This window comes from Pseudomonas sp. MTM4, assembly GCF_019355055.1.
Classification (GTDB): Bacteria; Pseudomonadota; Gammaproteobacteria; order Pseudomonadales; family Pseudomonadaceae; genus Stutzerimonas.
In genome coordinates, this window is sequence record NZ_CP048411.1 from 1651490 (window position 1) to 1673815 (window position 22326).

Here is a 22326-nt window from a genome sequence, read left to right on the forward strand (position 1 = left end):
ACAATCGAGCTTAGCCGACCGGCAACCAGACACCCATATAAAGGAAGAAAAATGCGCCGCCTGCTTCTCGCCTCCAGCTCGCCCTATCGACGCGAACTGCTTTCACGACTGCGGCTGACTTTCGACTGTAGCGCCCCGCAAATAAATGAAACCGCACGCCCAGGCGAGCTACCCGAACATCTGGTACGCCGATTGGCCAGTGAAAAGGCTCGAGCCTTGGCAGCCACCTACCCGGATCATTTGATCATCGGCTCCGACCAAGTCGCCGTCTTGGGACAACGAATCCTAGGCAAACCTCACACATTCGAACGAGCAACGCAGCAACTGCGAGCCTGCAGCGGCAAAGGCGTAAGCTTTCTGACAGGACTGGCACTACTGGACAGCCGAAGCGGAGCCATCCAGGTCGACTGCACGCCGTTTACGGTGCGCTTCAGAGAGCTCAACGATCAACAGATCGAGCGCTACCTGCAAGCCGAACAGCCTTTTGACTGCGCAGGCAGCTTCAAGGCCGAAGGACTGGGGGTTAGCCTGTTCCAAGCCACGGAAGGCCCCGATGCCACGAGTCTGATCGGGCTCCCCCTGATTCGATTGGTCGACATGCTCAATAACGCTGGGATCGAGGTGCCCTGACAGCTAGCGCAGCTGCGGCCCTTGAAACCCCATCCACAAAGCCAGCTGTGAACCGACGCTGGCACCCAGCTTCTTCGTAAAACGATCCAGAGCGGAATCTTTGACGGTGAAGTCCATCAGCTCTTCCTCTCCGATCACCTCGCGCGCAACGTAGCTGGTGCTTCCAAGCCCATCGATCAGGCCGAGCTCCAGCGCCTGTTCACCAGACCAGATAAGCCCGGAAAACAGCTCGGGATGCTCAGCGACCCGCAAACGATCTCCGCGACCCCGCTTGACGCTTTCGATGAACTGGCGATGAGTGGTTCCCAGCACACCTCGCCAGAATTCGGTTTCCTCCGGTTTTTCCGGCTGGAATGGATCAAGAAACGCCTTGTGCTCACCCGAGGTGTAGACCCGGCGCTCCACCCCAAGCTTATCCATCGTTTCGACGAATCCGAAGGTAGCCGCCGTGACTCCTATGGAACCGACCAGGCTCGACTTGTCCGCATAGATTTCATCCGCGGCGCTAGCGATGTAGTAGGCGCCCGACGCACCCAGATCGGTAATCACTGCATAGACCTTGACGGCAGGATATTCGCCACGCAACCGGCGAATCTCGTCGTAAATGTAGCCAGACTGCACTGGGCTACCGCCCGGGCTATTGATCCGCAACACCACGCCCCTGGTGCTGGAATCTTCGAAGGCCGCTCTCAGCGCCCCGACAATATTGTCCGCACTCGCCGACTCCTCATCGGCAATCATTCCACGGACGTTGATTACCGCAGTATGGCTACCGCTCGCACCTTTGCCGTCACCGACTTGCAACAACGGGGAGAACAGCAAAAGAGCGCCAAAGAGATAGATGAAGGTCAACAGCTTGAAGAATATTCCCCAGCGCCGAGCTCGCCGCTGTTCCTGCACACCGGCAAGCAAGGTCTTTTCCAGTACCTTCCAGCTGTTGCGCTCTTCCTTGTCCTCAGACTCGACTACGGGCGCGCTCCATTCATCCGACATATTCAACTACCTCGAGAGCGGTATCAGTGGAGCACAGCCAGTCACCGAGCTCCGAAAAGTGATTGATGGACATGCACGGCGCACAGGCCTGCAATACTTCAAGAGTCTGCGCACCATAGGAGACAGCGACACTATCTACCCCCGCCCGCCTGGCCATCTCGAGATCGAACAACGAGTCCCCGATCATCAAGGCCCGCTCAGGACGGACGCCGCAGTGCGCCAAAATCTCGTGAATCATCAACGGATCAGGCTTACTCGCGGTCTCATCCGCGCAGCGGGTCACATCGAAAAAATCGCTCCAACCCTGACCTGCGAGCACCCTATCCAACCCGCGCCGCCCTTTTCCAGTCGCAACGGCAAGCAGGTGTCCCTGCTCGCGTAACTGCTGCAATGCCAGCGCAACCCCCGGATAGAGCATCGATGGCTTAGCTTCCAGTAGAAGATAATGATCGGCATAGGCACGACGAAACGCCTCGACCCTTTTCACATCCGTCACATGCGGATACAGCGCGGCGATCGCCTCGGGCAAACCGAGCCCGATGATGCCTTTGATGATGTCTTCGTCAAGGGCGGGCAGGCTACAGTTCGCCGCCGCGACGGAAATCGACTCGACGATGCGCCCGATCGAGTCCACCAGGGTTCCATCCCAGTCGAAGATCAACAGGTCGTATCTATTCACCAAGCCGCTCCAACGTTCGCGCCCAGGTATCATCGACCGGCGCCTCTAGGCTCAGTTCACCACCGTCCGGCAGAGGCACCTTCAAGGCATAGGCGTGGAGAAACAGGCGTTTGCCGCCCAGCTCACGGATAACTCGGGAAAACTCTTCATCACCATATTTGCTGTCACCAGCGATGCCATGACCGGCATGACGCGCATGCACACGAATTTGATGAGTACGTCCCGTCACCGGCTTAGCCTCGACCAGCGTGGCAAAGTCACCGAAACGACGTAGCACACGGAAAAGCGTCAGCGCCTCCTTGCCGTCCTCGGTGACCTCGACCATCCGTTCACCTGAGCGCAAGGTATTTTTCAGCAGTGGCGCATTCACCTGCCTCTTACCGGCATCCCAGCGGCCACGCACCAGTGCCATGTAGCGCTTGTCGACACCGTCTCCGCGCAGCGCCTGATGCAGATGGCGCAACATGCTGCGTTTTTTGGCAATCATCAGCAGCCCGGACGTATCCCGATCCAGGCGATGCACCAATTCCAGCTCCTTTGCGTCCGGGCGCAGCTGGCGCAGCGCTTCGATGACACCAAAGCTGAGACCGCTGCCACCATGCACCGCGATCCCTGCAGGCTTGTTCAGTACGATCAACGCCTTATCTTCGTAGACGATCGCTGCTTCCAGCCGCTCGAGCAGCCCCTGCGCCAGCGGAACCGGCTCGTCCCGCTCTGACAGCCGAAGCGGCGGCACACGAACGACGTCACCCGCCTGGAGTTTGTATTCGGGCTTAATCCGCCCCTTGTTCACACGCACCTCGCCTTTACGCAGGATGCGGTAAATCAGCGTCTTGGGCACGCCCTTGAGCTGAGTACGGAGAAAATTGTCGATGCGCTGGCCGGCAAGCTCCGGCGAGACCTCGAGCAGTTGCACGCCGGAGGTCTGAGAGGGGGTATTGGTCATCCGCGGATGATAGCAATTTTCCCTTATTTGAAGCACCGAAACATTGCTGTTATAGTCCAGACGCCGCCAAAAGCGGCCAAGTCGAGGGATGCCAGCGAAACCGCCATTCCCGACTCAGCACTGTTCGAGGACGTGAGGCCGTCCGACGGAGCTTCTCTCAGTAGCAGAGGCACCGAAACAAGCCTTGAAGACATGATGCGTGCCCCCGCTGGGGAATCGCGATAATCGATAACCCGCTCCCGGACTCTGTGAGCGGCACCCGATTTTCAAAGTATGAGTGTTGGGTGGAGATGCACAGCCATCGGATTGCGTAGCAAAGGCTTTCACAGACGCTTCATTCCGTCCGCTACCGATTGCTGATTCCTCCTCCCCGAACAATTGCCTCTGTTCCGACAGAAGCAGGAGACGTCGTCGCGACGCCGGCCCAACTGGCCTCACATCGCTGGACACTGGAGTGCCTTACAACCATTCCTGACTCACCTGACACCGACCGCGAGAGTCGTGTGTGCCGAACGCCGTTTCCGCTGCCCTGGAAACCGACGGTACTACATGAAAAGAATGCTGATTAACGCAACTCAACCCGAAGAGTTGCGTGTTGCACTGGTCGACGGCCAGCGCCTGTTCGATCTCGATATCGAATCTGGCGCCCGCGAGCAGAAGAAGGCCAACATCTATAAGGGCAAGATCACTCGCGTCGAGCCCAGCCTTGAAGCCGCTTTCGTTGATTTCGGAGCCGACCGCCACGGCTTCCTCCCCCTCAAGGAAATTTCCCGCGAGTACTTCAAAAAGGCTCCGGAAGGCCGCGTTAATATCAAGGACGTTCTGAGCGAAGGTCAGGAAGTCATCGTCCAGGTCGAGAAGGAAGAGCGCGGCAACAAGGGCGCTGCTCTGACCACCTTCATCAGCCTGGCTGGCCGCTATCTGGTACTGATGCCGAACAACCCGCGAGCAGGCGGTATTTCCCGCCGCATCGAGGGCGAAGAGCGTAACGAGCTGCGCGAAGCGTTGAACGGCCTCAACGTACCCGCTGACATGGGGCTGATCGTCCGCACCGCCGGCCTTGGTCGCTCCAGTGAAGAGATGCAATGGGACCTGGACTACCTGCTGCAGCTATGGAGCGCAGTCAAGGAAGCCTCCCAGGACCGCCCCGCTCCCTTCCTGATCTACCAAGAATCCAACGTCATCATCCGCGCCATCCGCGACTACCTGCGCCAGGACATTGGCGAGGTGTTGATCGATAGCGTCGAAGCGCAGAACGAAGCCCTTTCGTTCATCCAGCAAGTGATGCCGCAGTACGCCAGCAAGATCAAGCTGTACGAAGACAGCGTGCCGCTGTTCAACCGCTTCCAGATCGAAAGCCAGATCGAAACCGCCTTCCAGCGCGAAGTGAAGTTGCCGTCCGGCGGATCCATCGTCATCGACCCCACCGAAGCCCTGGTGTCCATCGACATCAACTCGGCACGCGCCACCAAAGGCGGCGATATCGAAGAAACCGCGCTGCAGACCAACTTGGAGGCAGCCGAGGAGATCGCTCGTCAGCTGCGCCTGCGTGACATCGGTGGTCTTATCGTTATCGATTTCATCGACATGACTCCAGCGAAAAACCAGCGCGCCGTGGAAGAGAAGGTACGCGAGGCTCTCGAAGCCGACCGCGCACGCATTCAGGTCGGTCGCATCTCGCGCTTTGGCTTGCTGGAAATGTCCCGTCAGCGTCTGCGTCCATCGCTCGGCGAAACCAGCGGCATCGTCTGCCCTCGTTGCAACGGCCAAGGCATCATCCGTGACGTCGAGTCACTCTCCCTGGCCATCCTGCGCCTGATCGAAGAGGAAGCACTCAAGGACCGCACCGCCGAAGTTCGCGCCCGCGTGCCGTTCCAGGTCGCAGCCTTCCTGCTCAACGAAAAGCGCAATGCCATTACCAAGATCGAACTGCGCACCCGCGCGCGGATCTTCATTCTGCCGGACGATCACCTGGAAACGCCGCACTTCGAAGTGCAGCGTTTGCGTGACGACAGCCCGGAAATCGTCGCCGGCCAGGCCAGCTACGAGATGAGCCCGACCGAGGTCGAGGAAGCTCAGCCAGTCAGCTCTACACGTACGCTGGTTCGCCAGGAAGCCGCAGTGAAAACTGCACCACAGCGCACCGCCCCTGCACCGACGCCCGCCCCCGCGCCAATAGCAGCTGCGCCTGTCGCTCCGGAGCCGAGCCTGTTCAAGGGGCTGGTCAAATCCCTGGTTGGCCTCTTCGCCGGCAAGCAGGAAGTTCCGACGGTCGAAGCCGAGAAGAAACCTGCCGCGAGCAGCCGCCCGCAACGCAACGATGAGCGCCGTAGCGGTCGTCAACAAAACCGCCGTCGCGACGCACGCGGTAATCGTGACGAAGAGCGCAAGCCACGCGAGGAACGTGCTCCGCGCGAAGAGCGCGCCCCTCGCGAAGAACGTCAGGCCCGCGAAGAGCGTCAGCCGCGCCCGCCACGCGAAGAGCGCAAGCCACGCGAAGCCCGTGAGTCGATCGAGGCCAACGATAGCCCTTCGCAGCAGCAGCCACGCCGCGAACGCACCCCTCGTGAAGACCGTCAGCCCCGCGAAGAGCGCAAGCGCGAACTGCGCGCACCGCTCGACGAACCAACGCAGACCGCTCCAAACGCCGGCACCGGTGAGGAAACTACCGAGCGTAAGCCGCGCCCGCCTCGCGAGGATCGCAAGCCGCGCGCGGAGCAAAGCGTGAGCGCGGAAGAGTTGCAACAGAACGAAACGACTGAGAACGCCCAGGACGAGCAGGATTCGACCGAGAACGGTGATCGCCCACGGCGCCGTTCCCGTGGCCAGCGTCGTCGCAGCAACCGCCGTGATCGTCAGCGCGACGCTAACGGGAACGAGATCGACGGCGAAAGCGAGACCACCACAGCCGAAGTCAACGAAAGCAATGCTCCGGTGAAATCCGAGCAGGTCGCCATTGCTGCGACCGCAGCGGCTCTCGCTGCTAACACTGCCGATACCGATACGGCGCCAGCTGTAGCCCAGGCAGACGTCGAGGCTGCTCCACAAGCACCGATACAAGCTGAAACGGCCAACGAGACCGCTGCCGAAACCGAAGTGGCTGAGCCAGCCGAAAGCGTCGCACCGATTGCTCAGGCAGACACCGTTGAGGTATTCGCTGCGCAAGCCGAGCCTGCCCCTGCGTCTGCCCCACAGGTAGCCGGTCAGCCTGAGTCGATCGTGAGCGAGCCCACGCCCACTGAAGCAGCCGCACCTGTCGCTGAGCAGCCTGCTCCGGCGTCGATCGAGCCGGCACCAGCCCCGACCATGACCGGTCGTGCGCCTAACGATCCGCGCGAGGTACGTCGTCGCCGCCTCGAGCAGGAGCGTCTGGCAAAGGAAGCCGCTGAAACTGAAGCAAAAGCAGTCGAAACTCGGGCTCAGACAGCAACCGAAACTCAAGCCGAAGCAGACTTGTCGTCAGACCTGGCCAGCCCGGAGATCGTGAGCGCGCCAATTGGCGATGCACCAGCCGAACAAACGGCCAGCGCAGCCAGCGGCGAGGAAAAGATTGCTGAAGCCGCCCCACAGCCTGAGCAGTTCACAACAGAGCCGGAAGTCGAACAAGTCTTCGCCGAGACCACGCAACCCGAGGCAGAGCCGTTCAAGCCCGCCACGCAAGCGGATCCTGAGGCTGACGAAGCCGACGAGCAGGACGACGACAAGAAGCGTCAGAGCTGATAGCCACAGCTGTTGAAGCCCTGCATGCAGGGCCTCCAACTAAAAGCCCCGGTTTCTAGCCGGGGCTTTTTATTTGAGCGGCTTCGCTTCGCTGCGAGCAGGCTAACCGCCACGCATTCAGGCTCGCCAAAAATGACGAACCCCACTCTTAAGTGGGGTTCGTCATTTCACTCCCGCAGGGAGCGGGCATTTCTCATGGCGTCATCAGGCGCGATCGATGCCTTTTTTCAGGGTGTCCTTGGCTTCTCCCTTCACCTGCTGCGCCTCACCCTTGACTTCCTGACGTTGCCCTTCGTTCTTCATGCGCTGGTTGTCGGTAGCCTCACCGAGCCCTTGTTTTACTTTTCCGGCCGCTTCATTGAGGTTGCCTTTCATTTTGTCTTCAGAGCTGCTCATGGCATGTTCCTCTCGCTTCGTGGGTTATGAACAATGGACCGAGCCAATCGCGCGATAGTTTCGCTTTTCCGAAAAGCGGTATCGACACGCTTCCAGGCCAGAAAGGTTCAACCGCTACGTGCTTTTTTCATCAGCCGGTTGAACAGCGGTCGTCCGGCCAGGTGAAAAAATAGCGGCGCGCCAACGATCAGATAGAAGTAATAGGTAACGAAGCGCCAGACAAGGATGGCGGCCGCAGCGGTTGATTTGCCTACCAAAGGCGCGAGCAAGGCAGCCGATGCCAACTCGGCACTGCCTGCACCACCCGGCAACAAGCTCAACTGCCCGGCAGTAAGGGCCAGTAGCTGGATGATGAAGGTCCACGCCCAGGCGAGTTGGCTACCCAACCCCTGCAGGGTGAGGTAAAGCACGCTGTAACGCAGCAGCCAGTGCAGTGTCGTCAGTACGAACACGCCAAGCAGGATCGCCCGCGGCAGCCGGAAACAATCCAACAGAGCATTGCGGAAGCTCAACACCTTGCGCGCCCAGAAGCGCTTTCGTGGGGCCTTCATGCCCAGACGACCGGCCAGCCAACCGTTGATCAAAAATACCTGCCGATGGAAACGCCCAAGCAACGCCAGCAGCACCATCAGGCCGAGCAGCAACGCAGCGCTGAAACCCAGCAGGCTGGCGATATAGGTGTTGATCGAGTGAGTTACCGCGTAAATCAACACACCCACCAGCGCGCAGCTGAAGAACAGTAGATCGGCCAATTGTTCGACGGCAAAGGTTGCGGTGCCCTTGGCAGGCGTCACGCCCTGGCGAAGCAACAATGCCATCATCGTCAGCGGCCCGCCGGCCCCGCCCGGCGTGGCGCAGATTGCAAACTCGGTGGCGATGACGATGCCCAGCGCGCGAGGCTGCCGCAGGCGACGGCGCCCGATCAGCAGTCGCAACCGAAACGCATTGAGATACCAGCCGAGCACGATCATGCCAAGCATCGCCAACAACAGCCCCGGCGGGAAGCGCAGCAACCGCTCGAACAGTCCGCTGCCGCCCAACAGAAACGGAACCAGTGCCGCGATCAGCAAGGCGCCGAACAATAGCCACCAGCGGCGGTTCATGCCACGGCGCTCGATACAGGTGCGTGCCGGCGCAACCACTCGATTTTGGTCATTGGCGTTCTTCCTTCCGCCAGCAGCCGAGCCAGCAAATCAAGCCAGTAGCGACGAGAAAACTCGTGGCGCATATCGACCGGATGCAGCCCGAGACGCAACACCGCTGCCTGACGGTGCCGGCTGAGCATTTTTTCACTGACTAGATGTGACATGCCGCGGCGCCAGGCGCTGCGCGCGCTCCAGACCAAGCCGGGTGCGTCTATTGCGGTGTAATCGGGCAACAGGTAGAAATGCCCCGGATCGCTGGTATAGCTCAGACCAGTTGCCGCCAAGGCCTGCCGCGCGCCGGTACCCAACAACCACGCCGGCGCGACGAAACCGTGCAAGGGCCACTGGTTTCGCTCGAACAGCTCGATGCCTCGCTGCAGACGCCTGGCTGCCTCGTGCCGATTCAGCGAATAGAACTCGCCTTCATGCGTAAACACCCGGCGCATGAACCACTCGCGAGGCGTGCGAGGCGCCGGCGCCTCGTCTGCGTGATGGTAGCCGTGCAGTATCAGCTCATCACCGCGGGCGAGACGCCCATCGAGCATATGCCTGAATTGATGATGGTCTTCGAGTCGGTTGCGGTGATGGAAATCCGGCACCACCAACCAGGAAATCGGAATCCGGCCCAGCGCATCGACGGCTTCGACAAAGGGTTCGTAGTCAGGCCAGGTTTCCGGCGCCACGTCATGCAGCACCAGCATCAGGCTGCGCTCAGCCATGCACGGCGACCGGCAGATCGACAGTCCCCATTACCGCGTGATAGTGCGCCAGCAGACCAGCCACTACGGCGTCCCAGGCATGATGAGCTTCGACGTGCTGGCGGGCTTGGGCACCCAGTAAGCGTGGGTCGTCCTCGAAGATCTCGCGCACCGTCTGCGCCATCGCCAGTGCATCCAGCGGGCGGCACAGGCGGCCGGTATGAAACGGCACCAGCTCAGGCAATGCACCGGCTCGCGCAGCAACCACCGGAATGCCACAGGCCATGGCTTCCAGTGCTACCAGCCCGAACGTTTCCTGGTTACCGGCATGCAGCAACACATCGCAGCTGGCCATATAACGCGCCACGTCGGCTGCCGGACAGAAACGGTCGATCACCGTAACGTTCTCCGGCACCCGGTGAGGCATGCGCGACCCAACCAACAACAGATGGTAGGGCTTGCCAAGTGACCGAGCGGTGTCCAGCAGGACATCGATGTTCTTCTCTCTGGAACCGCGTCCGGCAAAGATCATCAGCCGCGCCTCGTCTGGCAACCCCAGCTTCCGGCGCAGTTCAGGATCGCGTCGGTCCGGGCGGAAGGTTTCCAGATCCACGCCCAAGGGCTGCACATAGACATCGCCGACGCCAAGGTCCTGCAGCTTTTCGGCCATTATCCGACTCGGCGCAAGCACACGGTCGAAGCCGCTGTACAGCCGCGAGACGTAGCCGTTCATGTTCGTGCCCAGCCACCCGCCGATGCGGTTGCTTACCAGCAGCGGCAGGTCGGAGTGATAGAACCCGATGACCGGAACGTCGAGACGTCGTCCCGCGTCCAGCGCCGCCCAGGCGGTCATGTACGGATCACCGACTTCGATCACATCGGGGCGCAAGATGCGCAACTGATTGCGCCACGGAGCGCGCCGTACCGGGAAACGGTAGCCCTTGCCGAAAGGCAGCGCCGGTGCGGGTATCTGATAAATACCGCCGTTATGGCTATGACTGTCGCCCGGCACCAAGATGCTGTGGCGCACCCCCGAATACAGTTGCAGCCGGCGGTGTTTGGCCTCGAGATAGGTACGCACCCCACCACTGGCGGGGGCGTAGAACATTGTCATGTCGGCGATATGCAAGATGGAGCGTCTCCGTAAGGTCTCGATGCAGCACCCTCGGAAGACGAGCGACGGCTAACTCGCTCAGCCGGAACCCGCCGTGGCTAGCGCCGGCTGCGCCCGAAAGATTCTGCAATGAAATCAATGGACCACCAGCCTTGACAGTTGTTCGCGCGAGCCGAGTCGGCGACCTTAGCCATCGACGCGCTTGTCCCCCTCATCCTTGCCCTCGGACGACGCATGCTCGATGACAGCATTCATCTCCGCTCCGAACAGCAGCACCGCTGCGGAAATATAGAAGTAGAGCAGCAGCACGATGACCGCCCCGATACTGCCGTAGGTGGCGTCGTAGTTGCCGAAGTTCTGCACGTAGATACCGAAGCCCACCGATGCGGCAATCCAGACGATGACCGCCAGCACTGAACCCGGCGTGATGAAGCGAAACTCCTGCTCGACGTCTGGCGTGACGTAATACAGCAACGCCACGACCAGCATCATCAGAAACACGATTACCGGCCAGCGCAGCCACGTCCACAGCGTTACCACAATGTCCCTCAGGCCTACCTGCTCGGCGAGCCACTCGATCACCTGCGGTCCAGTCACCATCAAACCTGCCATCGAGAGCAGAATCAGCGCCAGGCCGACGGTATAAACGACCGCCAACAGCATCAGCTTCCAGGTCGGCCGGCCCTCCTTGACGTCGTAGGCCTTGTTCATGGCATTCATCAGCGAGCGAACGCCGATCGACGCGGACCACAACGCAACAAGAATACCTATCGATAGCAGCCCGCTTTTCTGCTCCTGCATCTGGTCGATCACCGGATTGACCAGCTGCAGTGCATCGGGCGGAAGCATCAGCGATACCTGCTCGCGCAGCCAGGCGAAGAAATCCTCAAGATTGAGCATGCCCAGCATGGCAATCAGAAACAGCAGGAAGGGGAACAACGAAAAAATCGCTCGATAGGCCAGCGCCGATGCATAGGTCGTCATGTCATCGTTGCTGAACTCCTTCACGGTGCGTTTCAGCAACTCGAAACTGCCGATGCCGCGCGTATCCAGCAATGCCATTGCGTTACCCCCGAGCTGATAAAAACCGAAACCATCAAAAAATGGGACGACCGGACCGTACAAGAGTTCTCCTACGGCCGCTCCGGCTGTCGCCCAGACAGAGACTCGTGAAATCCGCCTGCGCCGGTATCCATGACGTACCGGAGTGGCCCGCGTTATCGGCCTGAGCGGAGCGTAATTGTTGCGTGTGGCGACGGTAACCAAGGAACTTTCGGCCTCGCCAACGCTCTTGATGGAGTCTCAGTTCAGTGCATCGCTGACTGCAGGCGCAACCGCGCAGCGCAACGACCGGAACATGCGGTTGATCTGTCGGCGAATCTCGGCTCGCCCCGAAAATTGCCACGCGGATACGCCAGATATGGCTTATGCCGCTTTCGCGGCCGCAGGAGCATCGAATGAAATCGGGATATGCAACGGACGCCCCACAGCCACGAATGAGCGCAGACCTTCTCAAATACGCCCGTTTGATCTTTACCAAAGGCAGCGGCGCCGCGGCTACGCTCGGCCTGAATATTCTGCTGGCGCGCCTATTGGTTCCCGAGCTCGCCGGTACGGTGTTCTTTTGCGTCGCCTTGGGCATCTTTCTTTCGCTGCTGGCGCGGCTTGGGTTGGACATCGCCTGTCTGAAGAGTATTTCTTCATTGAGCGATGGCCAGCAACGTCGCTACTTTCACCGTGCGCTGGGCCTCGCCACGCTGATGAACGTTCCGGTCTTCCTGATCGGCCTGGCGGTGGTGTATTTCTCCGAAACCACCCAGGCGCATTTCGCTCACGCCACCGTACTGTTCGCAGTCACCGCGCTCGGCCTGTCGTTGCTCAGCATCTCCAGCGAGACGCTGAAAGCCAAACATAGAACCAGCGAGGGACTGTTCTGGCAGACCGCGTTTCAACCAACGCTGACGTTGCTGCTGGTCGCGATCTCCGGTAATGACCTGACCACTGTAGCCAGCTGCTTTGCGATCAGCTATGGCCTGGCCATTCTTGGCTCGATATGGCGCGCCCATTCCAGCTTACCGGCGTCCGATTCCGAACACGCGCTCAGCTGGCAGGAAATGCTCACCTTGTGCGTACCGCTGATGCTCATCGCCGTGATGAACAGCATCATCGAGCTGTCCGACACCTTGATGCTCGGCGTACTGCGCTCGGCCAGCGAGGTCAGCATCTATTACATAGCTGCCAAGATCGCCGCGCTCTCGACGACCTTGCTGTTCATCATCAACGGCACCATCGCCCCCGACATCTCGAAACGCTGGGCCCGGAACGACCGTGCGGGGGCATTCGCCATCGTGCGTAAGTATTCGCGCTTCATGCTTGCGCTGGCCCTGGTGATCCTGCTCGCCATCGGCCTGCTGCGCGAATACATCCTGGCCGTGTTCGGCGCCGAGTATCGGGAACAGGGCGTCTACCCGTTGCTGGTGCTGGCTGCTGGTTATTTCTTCGTGCTGGCTGCAGGACCGCTTGGCATCTTCATGACCATGACAGGCAACCATCGCCGCTACCTGCACAACAACATCGCCGCCTGTGTGATCAACGTGGCGCTCAACCTGATTCTGATTCCGCGCTACGGCGTCAATGGCGCCTGTTTCGCCACCGCCGTGGCGCTGACACTGAAGAACGCCCTGCTCTACGTCCAGTTCAAACAAATCGAAAGGAGTCCGACGCCATGACTGACCGGGTAAACGTAATTGCTTATGGAGCCTATGACCGGCACAACTATGGCGACCTGCTCTTTGCAATCGTCCTCAAACGTTACCTGGAAGCGGACGGCCGCTTTTCCGTACTGGTCGCGGCGACCAAGAAATCCGATCTTTCGAGCTATGGCGCGCTACCTACCATTCCGCTGAAGAAAGCACTGGAAATAACCCGTGACCAGCCTAAAACCATGCTCATCGTCGCCGGCGGCGAATGCCTGACCGCGCAATGGGAAAGCATCATCGGCTACCTCGCGCCGCAGGCGATCTACTACCCGATCAAGGCCAGCCCCTACCTCATCGGCCACAAGGCATTCATTCGCCTGAGCCGACTGTTCACCTCGATTCCGTCGGATATCCCGCTGGTATTGGGCGAGCGCGACCTGCCCGGTTACAAGGTGATGTACAACAGCGTGGGCGGTAACGAGATCAGCCGGAAGAAACCCGTGATCCACCAAGCCATTCGCCGAAATCTCAAGGATTGCACCTATGTTTCGGTGCGTGACCGCGAAACCTCGGCCGAACTGGACAAGCTTGGTGTCGAGCACAACTTGGTGCCCGACAGCGCCATACTCATATCCGATATTTTCCCGCAGCAGGTCGACTCGACCGAGCCCGGCCATATCGTCTTCCATATATCCGATCACCACGCCAAGCGGCGCATCGAGGCGATCGCCCAGCAACTGACCGAACTCAACGTCAGCACCGGGCTGAAGATCGCCCTGCTCACCATCGGTAAAGCCCCTGGGCATTCCGACGACGGCCCGCTCGACAAGCTGCACAGCCTGCTGGGCGACGAGCGCGCTTACCGTGTCGACAGCGGCAACATCGAAGACATCATCCGCTGCATCGCCACCAGCAAGCTCTACTGCGGCACCAGCCTGCATGGCGCCATCACCGCCCTGGCATATGCCGTTCCGCAGATCGCGCTGCTTCCGCAGCGCGTCGTCAAGCTGTCGAGTTTTCTCGAAACCTGGGTGCCGAAGCAGTCCTGCGGATTTGCGGAGGTCCCGCAGATCAGCCAGATCGGTTCAAACCTGATCAACGCCTTCGGCGACACCCAGCGAGCCGAGCTGCGGGCCGTGGTCGAGGCCATGAAAAGTCGCGTGCGCGCCAACCTCGACCATATGGTCAAGCTTTACGAGCAGGCGCCGGCTCGAGGCGAGACGGCGACAAATGGACAACCCGACTCAGAAGCTCTCGCCGCGAACTGAGCTTCCCGACAAAGCACGTGAAAAACAGCGACAAACACCCCGTAACGATGCGGTTGACGAAATTCACGCCCGCTAACGGGCTACCTGCAAGGTCGCTCCCTCTGGAGCGGCCAACGATAATTGGCGATAGGGGCAGGAAGTCTGCTCCTCGTTGCCGTAAGAGCCGGCTTGCTGCGATCGCTCCGAACAGGTCGCCAAACGCCAGCAAGCTGCTTCTACAAAACTGCTCGTGCCAGCAGCTCTGCTTAAACGTTCCTATGCATAACAGCCTAACCAATGGATTCACTGGCGGTTAAGCAAGCAGCGGAGCAAGCCCTGTCAGTTCCCGCCTGACAGAAAGTCCACCACCATCGTAGACATCGCTCGCGTTCCCACCACCAGCGCGCTCTCATCTACGAAGAACTCAGGATTGTGATTGGGTGCGGAGTTAGCCGGATCCTGGCCCTCCGGAGTGATACCGAGAAACATATAGAGACCAGGCACCTGCTGGGCAAAGAAGGAAAAGTCTTCAGCCGCGCCTGGCAGTTCGGCAGTGCCCACCTTGCCATCGGCAGCCCGTTCGATGGCAGGGGCCATGCGCTCGGCCAGTTCGGCGTCGTTGATAGTAGTGCTGTACATGGGCTCGACCGATACCTGCGCCGTTGCTCCAGCGCTTTCGGCAATCTTCTGCGCGCTGAGCTTCAGGTCATCACCGACCTGCGCGCGGACACCCTCGTCGTAGGTGCGGATGGTACCGGACATCTCTACGGTTTCCGGGACGATATTCGGCCCGCTACCGCCGTTGATGGTGCCGATAGTGATGACCGTCGGCGAGAGCGTGAGGTTGGCTTTGCGGCTGACTACGGTCTGGATGCCGTTGATCACTTGAGCCGACGTGACGATGGGGTCAACGGTATTCCAGGGCATGCCGCCGTGGCCTTGGCTGCCGGTGACGCGGATATTGAGCATGTCGCTGGCGGCGGTGGTGGCACCGGTGCGCCAGCTAATCTGCCCTGATGGGCCCGGCATAACGTGCAGGGCGAAGATGGCGTCCGGCTTCAACGATTCGAATAGCCCTTCCTCCAGCATTTTCTTTGCGCCCCAGCTGGCGTCTGGTCCTGGCTGGACCAGGCTGGAACCTTCCTCGGCGGGCTGGAAGATAAACATGACCGTGCCTTCAAGCTGGTCCTTCATCCCGGCCAGCACACTGGCAGTGGCCATCAGCATGGCCGTGTGCGCATCGTGGCCACAGGCATGCATCACATCCACCTCAGTGCCGTGGTAGTCGCCCCGCGCTTGGGAGGCGAAGGGCAAGCCCGCCGGCTCTTTGATGGGCAGCGCATCCATATCGGCGCGTAACGCTACCGTGCGCCCGGCTTTGGCGCCCTTGAGGATACCGATGACGCCGGTACGGGCGATGTCGGTCGTGACTTCCAGGCCCAGCGACTTGAGATGATCGGCGACCAGCTTGGCGGTGCGGGTTTCCTGCTCGCCCAATTCAGGGTGCTGATGGATATCCCGCCGCCACTCGATCAGCTGGGGCTCTATCGCGGCGGCATCCTTGCGCACTTGCTGCTCCAGCTGGGTATTGGCGTTGACGCCCAGGCTGAGCAGCAGGCCTGCCAACAGGGCTGGATAAAAGGGCTTGGGTAGAAAGGTCATATGCTGTACCTGATCAGGTTGTGTGAAAGGACGTTGTTGCACTGTCCCGTAGCATGTCTTGCCCTGTGCAACTCTGATGAGCCCCAACGGCTTGGCTGGATTAGCAGCGCTACGATCAATCCCGGATTCCGGGCGATCAGGCACGGCTTCATGCGCCTTTGCTTGCCGTGTGGGCAGGTACCGCCTTCCCATTCTGGACATCGCTGGCGGCCTGGAAGTTTCAGCCTCTGCTTACCTGATGCAAGCCACTCCAGTCGCTTGAAAAGAAAAGGCCCACATCGCTGCAGGCCTTGAATTTACTGGTGCCGGTGAGAGGAGTCGAACCCCCGACCTTCGCATTACGAATGCGCTGCTCTACCTACTGAGCTACACCGGCAACAAGCGGCGCATCATTGAGTTTCGCCGGTGCGGCTCAAACCCTTCCCGGCGAAATCTACCGCTTGGCAGAGCCGGAAGCGACGCTGCGTGACGTCACAAGCCAGCCGAGGTCGAGCCGGTTGTGCTGGCCGAACTCGAGTTCGATCGAGGAGCTTCGCTGTGTTCGGCGCTTTGCTGCTTGACCTGAGCCGCGACCTCTTCGCCTTTGGCGGATATCTTCTGATATCCCTCCTCAGCCTTGTGGCGAAGCTTGTCGGTCATGCGGTCACTGGCCTCACCCAGCATCTCGTCCTCACGCCGCGTCGGCGGCACCGAAGCAGCCAGCAACGCACCCAACGCGATACCGATGGCACCAAGTGCCAAGGGTTGCTCCTGGAGCAGGTGATTGAAGCCACCACGCGCCCGGTCAGCGCCACCGCGCAGCCTTTCGGAGGCATGGCGCCCAGAGTCGCTGGCCCGTGTACGGGCATTGCCGAGCGACTCGGACATGTTGTGGCTCATCTGACTGGCCTTGTCCTTGATGCTAGCGCCTTGTTGCTTGACCCCAGCGGCCTTGGCCGAAAGTTTCTCACCCATCGAGGGTCCGGTTGAGGCGCCATAGCTGGTAGTGGTGACATTCGAATGCGGCTGACGATTCTGCCCCGCCATCATCCAAAGCAACCCTATCGATGTCAGTACCGTCGGCACAGGGTTGGCCTTGACTGTATTGCTCAGGTTGGAAAAGAACTCTCCGCCACCACCTTTCACGTACCCCAGTGCGGTGTCGATGAGCTCGCCCGGAGACAACTTGCTCTCCAGCGCGTGAACGATATTGCCTATCTCGGCTCGCTGCTGATCAATTTCCCGCTCCAGCTCGGCGGGATCCTTCTGTGCTTCGGCATCTATCTGATTACGTGTGCTCATGATGTGTGCCCCTTGACGGCTTCTTTATCCTTGTTGACCGAGTGAATGGTGCGCTCAGGCTTGAACGAGGAGGCCTCGAACTTCTTCTTGCCGGCAGACACCATCACCAGCCCGATCACTACGACGACACCGCCAACGATCAGCGCGGCGAGCCATTGCTCCATGACCGTACTCAGGCCATACACCGCCGACATGAGCAGGACGATGAAACCACCAAGCAGCACCGCACCGCCGGTCGCAACGCTGGCAGCTCCGGCCTTGGTGGCGCGGATGGATTCGCTCAGTTCGGCTTTTGCCAGCGCCAGCTCTTTGGTCACAAGAGACGGCACTTCATGAGTCAGCTGTCGCAGCAGCCCTCCTACGGAGGTGTCGTTCTCGGTGCGCATGCCTGGCTCCGGTGTCACCGTGGTCGTGGTTGTCTTACGTGCTTCGCTCATGGGAAAAGCCCTCCGTCAGTACCTTTGCCGTCGCGGTTGGTTGTGGAGCCCAGACCAGCGCCCGATGTCGAACCCAGGCCGCTACCGGTGCCTGTGCTGGTCCCAGTGCTGCTGGTGCCAAGACCGGACCCGACGCCTGCGCCAGTGGTGCCACTACCGATACCGGCGCCTGTTCCGCTCGTAGACGTAGCGGGACGCGAACTGGTGGCTGAGGAAACCCCGGCGTTACTGATGCTGCCAATCGTTCCAGACTCACCGGTGTTCAGACGTTCGTTCAGCTCATCCTGATCGGAGAAATGGCCACCCCGGCCCGAGGATGAAAACGAAGTGGAGCTATCGTGATGGCCATAGTCGCCATGGGAACTTCGCTTGCTGGAGGCACGAGCGAACCGGGTCAGCCCGAAACCGAGGGCAACGCTGCCGGCAATGAACAAGCCCGGGTTATCCCGTGCCAGCCGATTCACGTCCTGAAACAGCTGATCCACGCTCTTTCCGCGTAGATCATCCGAGAGCTTGACCATGCTTTGCGCCATGGTTGAAACATAAGTGGACAAGCCCAGACGATCCTGACCTTCCAGTTCTTGAGCAGCTGCCTTCGCGCTTTGAGCGACAGCTTCTAGCTCATCGGCAGCTGTTTCGCGATAGCCTTCAAGCTGGCTCTTGCCTTGAGTTTTCACCTCATCGGCAGCGTGCCGAGCCTTGGCTTTCGCGTCTTCAGCTGCATGCCCCATCGTCGAGCCGGTGGTGGACTGGCTGGAGGTAGAGGTTGGAGTGCTGGAAGCAGAATTGGGGCCGGTCTTGGGCTGGCCACCGTAACCAGTGATTTCTTCGTCGGGTGTCGTCATTTTGATTCACCTTTTATATGGCTTGGCCGGAAGACCACGGTCCGTAGAAAAACAGCAATTGCAGAACCGCGAACTGTGTAATTTCGGTGCGCACATATATGGTGACCGGGTCTGTATTTTCGAGTTCCCTTATTTCGGCAAGCCCCCCGACCGGGATAGTTAGTTGCGTAAACTTCTCTTTTTTCTTAACTTTTCCAAACCCGGCTAATGGCAACTTGCCCGCAATTCTTTGCAATGCCGCCAAACTAATGGGTTTAAGCGTAACGGCGTAGCTAACAAGCGAAACGGTTGCTCGATAGTTTAAACAGCTCCGATAAACCGAAGTCGCGCCCCACCCTTCCCACCGAGCGAAACCGCATCCGACGAGCAGCACTCTTGTTTGTAGCCGCCTTTTTCAAAGCATAAAAAAACGGGCCCGTAGGCCCGTTTTCATTTTTGGTCGCGGTTTACAGCGGACCGATGGTGGAGCAAGTTTTCTTGGCTTTTGCATGCTTCTGCAGCGGAGCCAATTGTGGGCGGTGCTTACCGCTCCGAACGTCCAGCGACATGATGTTCTCACCCCAGCGCGGACCAGCTGCCCAGTAGGTGCTCGGGATGCAGTTCTCGTTCAAGTAGGCCAGCAGGTTGTCAGTAGCGACGACAGCAGACGGAGAGAAATCCGGGATGCCATGCTCGCCAATGTAACCACGCAGCTTGTTCTTCTTCAGCCACTCCACCCACGGCTTGACCCGCTCGACGCCAAGCATCGGATGGAAGGTTTCGGCGCGCTTGGTATAGGTACCCGAGTAATCGAAGTCCAGATACTGGTGCGCTTCGTAGACCAGGTTGTTCTTCGGATCGCGCATCCACGGATCGTTGATCAGCTGGGTGTTGTACTTCTGCCAATGGAAGGCGCTGGAGTAACGATCGCCGGCAATCATGATCCACTTGGTGGGGTCGATTTTGCGGATCGCTTGACCAGCTGCCTGGGCAGTTTGCGGCCACATGTTATTGCCGGTGTTGTACGGCTCGTTCATCAGACCGTAGCCATACAGCGCTGGGTGCCTGGACAACTCCACGGCAATCTTGCGCCAGGTCTCGGCAAACTGCGCCCGCGGTACTTCCGGTGAGTTGATTACCTTGCCGTAATAGCGGTAGTAGTTGTGCATATCAAGGATGACCTTGATGCCGTGCTTCTGTGCATGATCCAGCGACAGCTTGATGCGCCCCAGCTCAGCCGCGTTCAGCTCTGTACCGAGCTTGGGCTGGATACGTTCCCAAAGGAAGCCCAGACGGACCAGCTTGAAGCCCAGCTCGCTGTGACGCTTGTAGTAGGACTCGTCAGCGTAGGTGTAGCCCTTGTTGTAGACCCCCGGAACGGTGCCCGGATCGAACACGCCGGAACCGAAGTTGACGCCAACCAGGTCGATGCCGCCGCCGTCGGAGACCACCGGGGGGGTAGGCGCCGGAGCTGGAGTCGGAGCAGGCATTGGAGCCGGAGCCGGAGCGGGTTTCGATACCGAAGGCGTGGTCGCGCCAGTGCCGGACACCACGCTGATGGTCTTCGGATAGCCCACAGCGCTGGCCGACAGTGCAGAGCCCTTCAGCATCACCGACAGGTGAGCGCCAACGTCATAGACCGCAGCGACCTGACGCACTTGACCGTCGGCCAGTTTCACCGAGGTACCGACAACGAACGCGGACTTGTTAGCGGCGTTATCAGGGATCGAGAAGCCAGCCGACTTGCGGTAGATGCCATTTTCCCAATCTGCGTTGGTAAAGCTATTCATGCTGGCCGTGTAGCTGCTGCTAGGTGCAGTCGGAGCCGGAGTCGGTGCGGGCGCAGTCGGCGCCGGCGCTGGCTTCGCGGTATTCGAGCTGACTACGGTGCTGACAGTGCGCGGTGCACCAACTTTGGCGCCATCGAGCAGGCCGCCGTCGACGTAGAGGCTAATGTTCTTACCAACCACGTAGACGCGGGTGATCTTGCGCACCTGGCCGTCAGCGAACTTGATCTGTACGCCCGGCTTGAATGCGGCGATCGCAGCGGACGATGCCGGGACCGAAAGGCCTGCAGACTTGCGCCAGACACCATTGAGGAAATCGGTGCTGTTGAACTTGTTGATCGAGGAGGTGAAGGCAGTCGCCGACGATGCAGTTATCGAAATATCAGCAGCTGCGTGACCGCTCATGGCGAAAGTGCCAAATGCTGCAGCAAGAGCGATGGAGCGAACAAGTGCCTTAGGGGCACCAGTAAAAACATTGATAGACATTCAGTCTCTCCGAAACTTAATACTTCGAAAGGCCGGAGCCTTTAAAAAAGTGCGGGAGTTAATTAAGTCGTACAGGCGCTTACTGGCAGATATCTCACTACGCGCAACCGGACGAACCGCTTGGCAAAGGACGCCGGATTACCTAGTGGGTGAACCCGGCAATCCGTTGCGTGGCGGCTTTATAATAGGTTTTAAAAAGAACTCAAAATTTTTTTGACGTCATTAGATCGCCAAATCTCCGCCATCTTTTTGGCCAGCCATTAATGCGCTATTAGAATGTGGCTTTTTGATATTGCGCTTAATAGTATCCCAGCCGCTTTAGATCGTTTATTTACTCGCCAAGTCGGCGTCATTTTTTTGAATTCCGCCCTCGGCAGGTTCGCTTTCGGCTATAGGGAGAACCGACGAACGGTCACAGCAAGACCCTCTAATTTCCGGTCGGCTGATAGGAGAGGAAGGGAGATTTCCGCCCCGGTAATTCCCGAAACGAACCCCCACGACAGCAATCGGAGCCACCATGACGCAGCACACGTTCAAAGTTGGTGATCACGTCCGCTGGAATTCAGAAGCCGGCCATGTCACTGGCCATATCACCAAGGTCCATACGCGCGATACCGACTACAAAGGGCACACGCGCAGGGCCAGCCCCGACGAGCCCCAATACGAGATCAAAAGCGACAAGACCGACCACGTTGCGATGCACAAAGGAAGCGCGCTGAGCAAAATCGGATGACCCTGCCCCAACAGATCTGGACGATTGGCCATTCCACGCACACGCCCGAGGCGCTCATCGCGCTGCTACACCACTACCGTATCGAGGCGATCGCAGATGTTCGCCGCTTCCCGGGGTCGAGACGCCTGCCTCAGTTCATGTCGGCGAATCTGGAAGCCTCGCTCGCCCAGCATGGCATCGGCTATGAGTGGATAGAGGAGCTCGGCGGCCGCCGCCGAGCTCCTCCAGGGCCGAGCATGAGTGCGTGGCGCAACACCTCGTTCCGCGGCTACGCCGAGCATCTGAAAAGCGAGGAGTTCGCCAGCGGATTGCAACGGCTCCTGCGTCTGGCCGCCCGCCAGCCAACCGCCATGATGTGCGCGGAGGTTCTCTGGTGGCGATGCCATCGCTCCATGGTGTCGGACGTGCTGAAGCTGCAGGGTATCGAGGTATGGCATATCCAGGACGAACAACGGCTGACGCTGCATCCCTACACCTCGCCGGCAAGACTGGAACGTGGCGAGCTGACCTACGACGAAGGTGCGGGTGAGCCGCTCAAGACAACCGGGCCTGGCGCATCCTGAGCGCAGCCAACGCTGAGAGGCAGTGAAGCAGCGGCCGCAGCCGCATCCATGCGAAGCCTGCTCGGGCTGGAGCGGGGCGAAACTTTTCTGTCTTCATAGCTTCATATGGCTGGATCGCTCGCAGCCGCCGCATTCCGGCTCCAGCAATAGAGCCAAACGCCACTGCGCAACACCCTCATAGGACCGCGACGGACCCGCTTGCTCTAAACGGCACGCTCAGGGAGAACTGCAATTGCCAACTCTAAGCCTGTCAGAAAAGCTCGTTGCGGCCACACAACGGTTCGCA

Annotated in this window: 19 protein-coding genes and 1 tRNA gene; 6 read left to right on the forward strand and 14 right to left on the reverse strand. The window is 59.7% G+C overall.

The window, feature by feature from the left end:
* Window positions 1-51: 51 nt before the first annotated feature.
* Window positions 52-630, forward strand: coding sequence for a nucleoside triphosphate pyrophosphatase (locus tag GYM54_RS07495; RefSeq protein WP_181100780.1), 579 nt, complete (start codon window positions 52-54; stop codon window positions 628-630).
* Window positions 631-633: 3 nt separating this feature from the next.
* Here the strand turns inward: GYM54_RS07495 and GYM54_RS07500 are convergent, their stop codons facing one another.
* From GYM54_RS07500 to rluC, 3 genes are read right to left on the reverse strand one after another with little or no spacing between them, the layout of a single operon-like run.
* Complete coding sequence (locus GYM54_RS07500) at window positions 634-1623, reverse strand: S49 family peptidase (RefSeq protein WP_181100777.1); 990 nt, start codon at window positions 1621-1623, stop codon at window positions 634-636.
* Entirely contained in the window at window positions 1613-2302 is a 690-nt protein-coding gene (locus GYM54_RS07505) for an HAD-IA family hydrolase (protein WP_181100773.1), read from the reverse strand. Before GYM54_RS07505 ends, GYM54_RS07500 begins: the two co-directional genes overlap by 11 nt.
* The gene (rluC, locus tag GYM54_RS07510) at window positions 2295-3248 is read right to left on the reverse strand and encodes a 23S rRNA pseudouridine(955/2504/2580) synthase RluC (protein WP_181100771.1); all 954 of its coding nucleotides are present in this window, start codon (window positions 3246-3248) and stop codon (window positions 2295-2297) included. The genes GYM54_RS07505 and rluC overlap by 8 nt, the downstream gene beginning before the upstream one ends.
* A gap of 549 nt (window positions 3249-3797) precedes the next feature.
* On the opposite strand from rluC, the gene rne reads away from it, so the two are divergent.
* The gene (gene rne, locus GYM54_RS07515) at window positions 3798-6968 is read left to right on the forward strand and encodes a ribonuclease E (RefSeq protein WP_197445638.1); all 3171 of its coding nucleotides are present in this window, start codon (window positions 3798-3800) and stop codon (window positions 6966-6968) included.
* Between the two features lie 204 nt (window positions 6969-7172).
* On the opposite strand, the gene GYM54_RS07520 is transcribed toward rne, so the two are convergent.
* The 5 genes from GYM54_RS07520 to GYM54_RS07540 form a co-directional block, all read right to left on the reverse strand.
* Entirely contained in the window at window positions 7173-7364 is a 192-nt protein-coding gene (locus GYM54_RS07520; protein ID WP_131650536.1) for a CsbD family protein, read from the reverse strand.
* 107 nt (window positions 7365-7471) lie between these two features.
* A complete protein-coding gene (locus tag GYM54_RS07525; protein ID WP_131650537.1) occupies window positions 7472-8467 on the reverse strand; it encodes a lysylphosphatidylglycerol synthase transmembrane domain-containing protein in 996 nt (331 codons plus the stop codon).
* On the reverse strand, window positions 8464-9228 hold the full coding sequence (locus GYM54_RS07530) for a DUF2334 domain-containing protein (protein ID WP_181100768.1): 765 nt from the start codon (window positions 9226-9228) through the stop codon (window positions 8464-8466). The genes GYM54_RS07525 and GYM54_RS07530 overlap by 4 nt, the downstream gene beginning before the upstream one ends.
* Window positions 9221-10336 carry a glycosyltransferase family 1 protein gene (locus GYM54_RS07535; protein ID WP_131650539.1) on the reverse strand — a complete coding sequence of 372 codons (1116 nt, stop codon included), beginning with the start codon at window positions 10334-10336 and terminating at the stop codon, window positions 9221-9223. Before GYM54_RS07535 ends, GYM54_RS07530 begins: the two co-directional genes overlap by 8 nt.
* A gap of 171 nt (window positions 10337-10507) precedes the next feature.
* The gene (locus tag GYM54_RS07540) at window positions 10508-11383 is read right to left on the reverse strand and encodes a YihY/virulence factor BrkB family protein (RefSeq protein WP_197445637.1); all 876 of its coding nucleotides are present in this window, start codon (window positions 11381-11383) and stop codon (window positions 10508-10510) included.
* 395 nt (window positions 11384-11778) lie between these two features.
* Here GYM54_RS07540 and GYM54_RS07545 point away from each other — a divergent pair, with 395 nt between their 5' ends.
* Window positions 11779-13050 (forward strand): lipopolysaccharide biosynthesis protein, encoded by a 1272-nt coding sequence (locus tag GYM54_RS07545; protein WP_197445636.1) that lies wholly within the window; start codon window positions 11779-11781, stop codon window positions 13048-13050.
* Complete coding sequence (locus tag GYM54_RS07550; RefSeq protein ID WP_197445635.1) at window positions 13047-14288, forward strand: polysaccharide pyruvyl transferase family protein; 1242 nt, start codon at window positions 13047-13049, stop codon at window positions 14286-14288. The genes GYM54_RS07545 and GYM54_RS07550 overlap by 4 nt, the downstream gene beginning before the upstream one ends.
* Window positions 14289-14606: 318 nt before the next feature.
* Here the strand turns inward: GYM54_RS07550 and GYM54_RS07555 are convergent, their stop codons facing one another.
* The 6 genes from GYM54_RS07555 to GYM54_RS07580 all read right to left on the reverse strand — a co-directional run bounded on the left by GYM54_RS07555 (window position 14607) and on the right by GYM54_RS07580 (window position 20744).
* The gene (locus GYM54_RS07555; RefSeq protein WP_197445634.1) at window positions 14607-15929 is read right to left on the reverse strand and encodes an amidohydrolase; all 1323 of its coding nucleotides are present in this window, start codon (window positions 15927-15929) and stop codon (window positions 14607-14609) included.
* 300 nt (window positions 15930-16229) lie between these two features.
* Window positions 16230-16305 (reverse strand) — tRNA-Thr (locus tag GYM54_RS07560).
* Window positions 16306-16400: 95 nt separating this feature from the next.
* Window positions 16401-17210 carry a DUF3618 domain-containing protein gene (locus GYM54_RS07565; RefSeq protein ID WP_197445633.1) on the reverse strand — a complete coding sequence of 270 codons (810 nt, stop codon included), beginning with the start codon at window positions 17208-17210 and terminating at the stop codon, window positions 16401-16403.
* Window positions 17207-17647 (reverse strand): phage holin family protein, encoded by a 441-nt coding sequence (locus GYM54_RS07570; RefSeq protein ID WP_177493054.1) that lies wholly within the window; start codon window positions 17645-17647, stop codon window positions 17207-17209. Before GYM54_RS07570 ends, GYM54_RS07565 begins: the two co-directional genes overlap by 4 nt.
* On the reverse strand, window positions 17644-18492 hold the full coding sequence (locus tag GYM54_RS07575) for a hypothetical protein (protein WP_231752223.1): 849 nt from the start codon (window positions 18490-18492) through the stop codon (window positions 17644-17646). Before GYM54_RS07575 ends, GYM54_RS07570 begins: the two co-directional genes overlap by 4 nt.
* A gap of 446 nt (window positions 18493-18938) precedes the next feature.
* Window positions 18939-20744, reverse strand: a complete 1806-nt coding sequence (locus tag GYM54_RS07580) for a glycoside hydrolase family 5 protein (RefSeq protein WP_181100744.1) — start codon at window positions 20742-20744, stop codon at window positions 18939-18941.
* Between the two features lie 517 nt (window positions 20745-21261).
* Here GYM54_RS07580 and GYM54_RS07585 point away from each other — a divergent pair.
* Together GYM54_RS07585 and GYM54_RS07590 are read left to right on the forward strand one after the other, a co-directional pair.
* Window positions 21262-21477 (forward strand): DUF2945 domain-containing protein, encoded by a 216-nt coding sequence (locus GYM54_RS07585; protein WP_131650545.1) that lies wholly within the window; start codon window positions 21262-21264, stop codon window positions 21475-21477.
* Complete coding sequence (locus GYM54_RS07590) at window positions 21474-22040, forward strand: DUF488 family protein (RefSeq protein ID WP_181100741.1); 567 nt, start codon at window positions 21474-21476, stop codon at window positions 22038-22040. Before GYM54_RS07585 ends, GYM54_RS07590 begins: the two co-directional genes overlap by 4 nt.
* Window positions 22041-22326 lie beyond the last annotated feature (286 nt).